Source organism: Caballeronia sp., assembly GCF_049581465.1.
Classification (GTDB): Bacteria; Pseudomonadota; Gammaproteobacteria; order Burkholderiales; family Burkholderiaceae; genus Caballeronia.
This window is the reverse complement of sequence record NZ_JBAUSA010000892.1, coordinates 1-5,967: the sequence shown is the minus strand read 5'-3', so window position 1 is coordinate 5,967 and position 5,967 is coordinate 1. Positions and strand designations below refer to the sequence as shown.

The window sequence follows — 5,967 nt, the reverse complement described above, 5'->3', positions numbered from 1 at the left end:
GCCAGACCGTACAACGTTGAAACAAACGCGACGGCTATACCTTGTCCAAGCTGCGAGGGCTCCAGGATATGGCCCGTTACCTGGATGAGACCGAGCACTGCCCCCAGAATGCCAAACGTGGGCGCATACCCGCCGGCTTGCTGCCATATCCGTGCTGCGGCCATGTGATTGCGCTCGTACGCATCCATTTCCCTTTGCAAGGCGTCTTCGAGCACGGCAGTCGATACGCCGTTTGCCAGAAGCTCCAATCCTCTTTTTGCGAACGGATTAATCCCGCCGACCTCGATCGACTCAAATGCAAGCATTCCATTGAGCTTCGCCTGATCACCCCACTCGAGCAGGACAGACAGGCTCTCCCGGTCGACCTGCCGTGCTTTCACAAAAGCCAGGCGAAGGTGCTTGGCGCCATCATAAAATTTCGCCCATGTATTCTGTATCATCACCGCGCCGAGGGTGCCACCCAATACGATTACAAAGGCCTCCAGCTGAAACAGGGTAGTGAATTGGCCACCCTCGAGGGAGAACCCCAAAACGATGGACGCCACGCCGAACAATGCACCGAATAGTGTCAAAAGGTCCATATGTCCTCTCGGGCGGGGACTCCAACCATCGGGCTGGAACTAAAAACAGCCTGTTGTGCGTCCAAGATCTATCAGGTCTCCAGGGTGGAAAGCGGGGCTGCATTGACCGCAGTAGCTTTGATTACCCTCACCGTCTCCAGGAAACGCTGCTCGATCTCACCAACCTCAAGGGGATCTATCTTGATCTCACGCCGCATCACCCACGACACTTCATTTCTTCTCGCCTCGGTCATAACTGACAACAACCGGTCCGCGATGGATCGATTCGGCATGGCTGCGAGTAATTTTGCGAGGTCGTAGGTATCGAAGGCACTCACAGTTTCGAATAACGTCCGCTGGTCGATAAACTCCAGATCCTCCAGCGATTTCAGTTCGCCAACTCCACGGGTATTGAGTCTGGAAAAGTAGGTTAGTCCTTTTTCTCCGACATAGTCCAATACCTTGGTCTTGCGGAACGCAAAGACATCCTCAGCAATTTCTCCGTGGGATAGTTTGTTGAGAATCAGCTTCTTCTCAACTCCGATCAACGCTTCCAGGTCGGCCAGTTCGATCAACTCCAGTTCACTGGCGATCGAGATGTCGAGATCGTGGTCCGCCACCTGTCGAGCGCGCTCGGTAATCCGTACAGGGTCGAACGTGACAAGCTGGCGACTCGTTGTCCCATCGTTCGGGGCGGTGCTCAGGGGACCGGACCGGTCACCATCGAGCGCGATGAGGTTGAGTTTGCTCATCCGCTTGAGCATGGCCATCACATGCAAGCGAGAATGCCCGGCAAGCGCATGGCACTTCTTGATGACTTCGGATAGAGGCACCGAGACTTCGGTTCCCGGCGCGCGGCGCGTGCGTCCATCCCATTCATCCCCGCTCTCGGCAACTGCCATCAGAGCCAGGACATGCGCATAGGAAAGAACGCCTGGCAGGAAGTCCGCATGCGTATAGGTGGCCAGGAGATCGTCTTTCTTCTTGACCCGCCGAATCATGGTTCGCACGAGATGGCGAAGCAGCGGCGACACGCGTTCGAGTTCCTCCTCCACTACGCTTGTCCCAATGGCAGTCAGTTGGCAAAAGGTAAGCGCCTTCGCGGTGTTGCCTCGCGGCTCAGAAGGCAACAATGCTGACTCACCAAAAATCTCCCCCTTTCCGAGCGTCGCGAGGACCACCTTCTTTTCGTCACAACGGGTAGAGATTTCGACTTTGCCATCTGCAATCACATAGATGACGGACTCGCCGACGAAGCCTTCAGAATAGATGACTTCACCCGGGGCCGCTGTCCGGGACCGTGACGATTGTTGCTGATTCAAGATTGGTTCCCCTGCGGAGCTTGTTGCATCGGTCGGTCGGCACGCCCGGCATGCCTGTTACGCATGAGCCGGCTGACGGTCTCGACTTGTATCGATGCATAACGACATGCGCTCCGGAAATCTTTAACCGATATCGATCATCGGGCCTACGACTGGCGTGAAAAGTCTCCAGCATTCCAGGAAACGCAACGCTGACAGGTCAGTGGGGCGCCAGACAGTCGACCCGTGCGTTCACCGCGCATCGGCCAGCAGACTATGAATCTGCGCCACCACGGTCGCGTCCGCGACCGACAGTCCCTCCGATGCCGCATAGACGGCCGCCGTAAGTCCTGCGGGTCCTGCGCCGACGATCGCGACACCCGCAGATGCCAGGCGCGAGGCACGGGACAGCGGCGTCATGTTGGTCATCCGGGGGTCTTTTTTAGTTCCATAATAAATCGGATGCGATTAAAGCCTATTCGCTTGACATTGTTTGTTTCTTCGTTCCTGACGCCGGGCGACAACCTCTATGCACGTCCCTAATCAGACGACTTTGGCGAAGCGTTGCTCCAGATAGGCGATGATCGCGTTGGAATCGTACAGCCAGCGCGACTGGCCTTCTTCCTGAATGTGCAGGCAGGGCACCTTGATCTTGCCGCCGCCGGCCAGCAAACGCTCCCGCTGCACGGGATCGTTCTTGGCGTCGTGCAGAGTCATGGGTACATTCAGACGATGCAGCGCGCGTCGCGTCTTGACGCAGAAGGGGCAGGCCTGGAACTGATAGAGCGACAGCCGGGCCGCATCTTTTACCACCGCTGCCTGACCTTGCAGCGAACGGCGTTGCGGCCGCGGGCGACTGACGGCGTCGCCGAGCACGATCAACTGTCCGAGACCGACACGCAGGGCTTTCATCAACATAGAGACCACCTGGAAGAGCGAATGGAAGGCGGGAAGTCTACTCTCTTCAGGATCCGACCACGCCGGCGCGATCTGGCGCTGACGGTTCAAACACGAGCCGCACGTACGCGCCACAACGACCGCGGTCCAGACCCGAGCAAGCGGCAATCCAAACGAACGGGGCTGCCTGACGCAGCGTCTCCCGAAAATCAAACGAAATAAATCCGCTCCTCTCGAAGAACCGTTAGCGCAAAACCCTGTCACAATAAACGCAAGCAGCGACCAGAATCGCCAGCCGTCAGGCTAGTGAGCCTTCCACCCCGAGCAGCCATCCAATACCAAGATGAAGGCTAACTGGAGTCTCGCCGTTGTCGTCGCGGTGTTATGCGCCGGGACGAGCCGTGTGTCGGCCCAGGAATTCGCTTTGTACACCGGACCATTGACCGGAGAACATAGCCATTCTTACGCGTGGTCGATGGACTATACAGAAGGATTCGGCCAGTACTTCGCGGGCAGCTTTACCTGGCTCAACGAAGGCCATATTACCGATCATCATCGCGATGGCCCGCTCGTGCAGGCATGGGCCCGATTACCACTAGCGCAGCGACGCTTTGTCGTCGCACTCGGCGTGGGTCCATACCGTTACTTTGACACCGAAGCAGCCGAGCAAGGCGCGGGCTATTCCAATTCACATGGCTGGGGCGTCGTCTATAGTGCGCGCGCTACCTGGTATTCATCGAAGCGATGGACAGCCAATCTGCAACTCAATCACGTGCAGGTGACGAATGGGCCGTCGACCACTGCAGTCCTGCTCGGCATCGGCTACCAGCTGGACGGACCGGATACGCCAGGGCCACGTGACTTCGCCCTGCCGCGCTCGCAAAAGGTCACGAACAACGAAGTCACGTTGATGGCTGGCGCGACGATCCTGAACAGCTTTGAGTCGCAGACATCAGCCGCGGAGATGATCGAATACAGGCGTGGGTTGACAAACTATCTCGACGGGACAGTAGGCTATCTGCACGAAGGCAACGGCCTGGCTGCGCGGCGTGACGGCTTGACCGCACAGCTCTGGCTCACGCGGGCCTTCTTCGACGAGCGTCTGACGCTTGGCATTGGTGCCGGCCTCTATGCCGATATCCATCACGGCGCGAACGAAGATCGCGACACGGGCGACGGCATTCTGTCCGGCCTCGTGTCGGCATCGGCTTCGTATCGCTTTACGCAGCACTGGTCGGCGCGCGTGACCTGGAACCGCGTGGTGACTCGCTATAGCCGGGACACGGATGTCGTCCTGGGTGGCATCGGATATCGGTTCTAGAAGGGTGCGCGCGGGCCGTGCGATGTGGTTCACCGCAAGCGGCTACCGATGACGGAAAACCGGTGCTCGCTTCGCTAGGAACGCGAACATTCCCTCTTTTTGGCCCTCCGTTGCGAAGCTTGCCTGGAACAGCCGTCGCTCGTGCAGGATGCCCTCGCTTAATGTCGTTTCAAAGGCCCGATTGACGGCCTCCTTGGCCATTCGAACCGCAGGCGCGTTGTAGCCGGCGATCGTATGCGCTGTTTCCAGTGCGACCTGCCGCAGGCTAGCCGCTGGTACTACTCGCGCTACCAGCCCCGCCGCCAAGGCCTCGGTTGCGTTAAGGTTGCGCCCTGTCAGAATCAGATCCATTGCCAACGATTTCCCTACGGCTCGCGTAAGCCGCTGCGATCCACCGATTCCGGGCAGGATGCCCAGCTTGATCTCTGGCTGGCCGAATTGTGCGTCCTCCGAAGCAATGATGAAGTCGCACATCATTGCGAGCTCGCACCCACCGCCCAACGCATACCCGCCGACCGCGGCCACAATCGGCTTGGTAATTGCGCGAACTTTATCCCATTCAACAAAGATATCGGCCGAATATAAGTCGTTGAACGTTTTCTCCGACATCTCTTCGATGTCGGCGCCCGCAGCGAAGGCGCGAGCGTTCCCGGTGATGACGATAGCGCCGATCCTGTCGTCCTGGTCAAACTCCCGCAGTGCCGACAGCACCTCTCGCGACAGCTTCGTGCTGATCGCATTCAACTGCTTCGGCCGATACAAGGTGATAAGCCCAACACGCTCGCGGCGGTCGACTTTGATTGTTTCATATTGTCCTGGCTCGACTGGGTTCGCCTGAACGTCGACGCCAACTGTCCTGGAGGCTGTCTGGTGCGTATCGCTCTCGATCGTAGAAGTTTTGGACTGCTTTGCAAATACATCGGGTACAGCGTTTGCATCGATTGTCATGAGATTTCCTTCACTTCAAAATTGACGAGACTTACACGGTCAGGATCGAATCGATTTCCGAATCCGGACTGGCGTCCTCGATATACGGTGACAGGGACGAGTAAGCGCCAGTGGACGACATGACTTCCGCGAGGATTGCCTCGCGATGCTCGCTCACCGATGGCGACTTCTTCGCGACAGAAACGTCCTCATCGGGCGACGCGCTCATCTTGATCGGATTGCCTGCCGTCCTGAACTTTTTACCGGCCACGCCCTCAACCTGAATAATCATGTCGCGTGCCAGCAATTGCGGATGCTCGAAGAGCACGTCGATAGAATTAATGGGCGCGCAGGGCACGCCGACCTCGTTTAACTTATCTAGCCAGTGAGTGATCGGACGCGTCAGCGTGACACGCTCAATCGCCTTGACGAGCGCGGGCCTGTTCTGAACTCTCAGGTCGTTAGTCACGAAGCGCGGATCCGACGCCAGTTGAGGTACACCAAGCGCGTCGGCCATCAACAAGAAGAGCGTATCGTTACCCGCTGCAATGACGAAGCGGCCATCTTCAGCCAGGAATGTTTCGAACGGCGCGAGAGACGGATGTGCGTCACCCGTGCGTTCGGGCACCTTTCCTTCAACATCAAATCGGACCAGCGCTGTTTCCAATAAGGCCGCCTGGCAGTCCAGCATGCCGATGTCGACATGGGTGCCTTGCGCGTCCCGTGATCGCTTATGCAATCCAGCGAGAATCCCAATCGTCGCGAAAAGCGCCGCCCCGAGATCCCCGATACTCGTGCCTACTCGTGCAGGCGCCCCGTCGGGATACCCAGTCAGGCTCATTACGCCGCCCATCGCCTGGACCACGGCGTCATATCCCGGCAGATCGCTAAACGGACCGGAGTGACCGAAGCCTGAGATGGATGCGTACACGATATGGGGATGCGAACGAGCGAGTTGCTC

At 58.1% G+C, this 5,967-nt stretch carries 7 protein-coding genes; 1 reads left to right on the top strand and 6 read right to left on the bottom strand.

The genetic code is table 11. From position 1 onward, the window contains the following. The 4 genes from WCA53_RS21870 to WCA53_RS21855 all read right to left on the bottom strand — a co-directional run. Positions 1-581: motility protein A (locus WCA53_RS21870; RefSeq protein WP_423915552.1), on the bottom strand; the 581-nt coding region annotated here is incomplete at its 3' end. A gap of 71 nt (positions 582-652) precedes the next feature. Continuing rightward, positions 653-1,882 (bottom strand): cyclic nucleotide-binding domain-containing protein, encoded by a 1,230-nt coding sequence (locus tag WCA53_RS21865; RefSeq protein ID WP_423915551.1) that lies wholly within the window; start codon positions 1,880-1,882, stop codon positions 653-655. Positions 1,883-2,113: 231 nt separating this feature from the next. Beyond that, entirely contained in the window at positions 2,114-2,281 is a 168-nt protein-coding gene (locus WCA53_RS21860; protein ID WP_423915550.1) for an FAD-binding protein, read from the bottom strand. A gap of 123 nt (positions 2,282-2,404) precedes the next feature. Continuing rightward, positions 2,405-2,869: a glutaredoxin family protein gene (locus tag WCA53_RS21855; protein WP_423915549.1), complete on the bottom strand. Its 465-nt coding sequence runs from the start codon at positions 2,867-2,869 to the stop codon at positions 2,405-2,407. Between the two features lie 232 nt (positions 2,870-3,101). Between WCA53_RS21855 and WCA53_RS21850 the strand changes: the two genes are divergently transcribed. Continuing rightward, positions 3,102-4,079: a hypothetical protein gene (locus tag WCA53_RS21850; RefSeq protein WP_423915548.1), complete on the top strand. Its 978-nt coding sequence runs from the start codon at positions 3,102-3,104 to the stop codon at positions 4,077-4,079. Positions 4,080-4,121: 42 nt separating this feature from the next. On the opposite strand, the gene WCA53_RS21845 is transcribed toward WCA53_RS21850, so the two are convergent. Both WCA53_RS21845 and WCA53_RS21840 read right to left on the bottom strand, forming a co-directional pair. After that, positions 4,122-4,880, bottom strand: a complete 759-nt coding sequence (locus tag WCA53_RS21845) for an enoyl-CoA hydratase-related protein (protein WP_423915553.1) — start codon at positions 4,878-4,880, stop codon at positions 4,122-4,124. A 178-nt stretch (positions 4,881-5,058) separates the two neighbouring features. After that, positions 5,059-5,967: CaiB/BaiF CoA transferase family protein (locus WCA53_RS21840; protein ID WP_423915547.1), on the bottom strand; the 909-nt coding region annotated here is incomplete at its 5' end.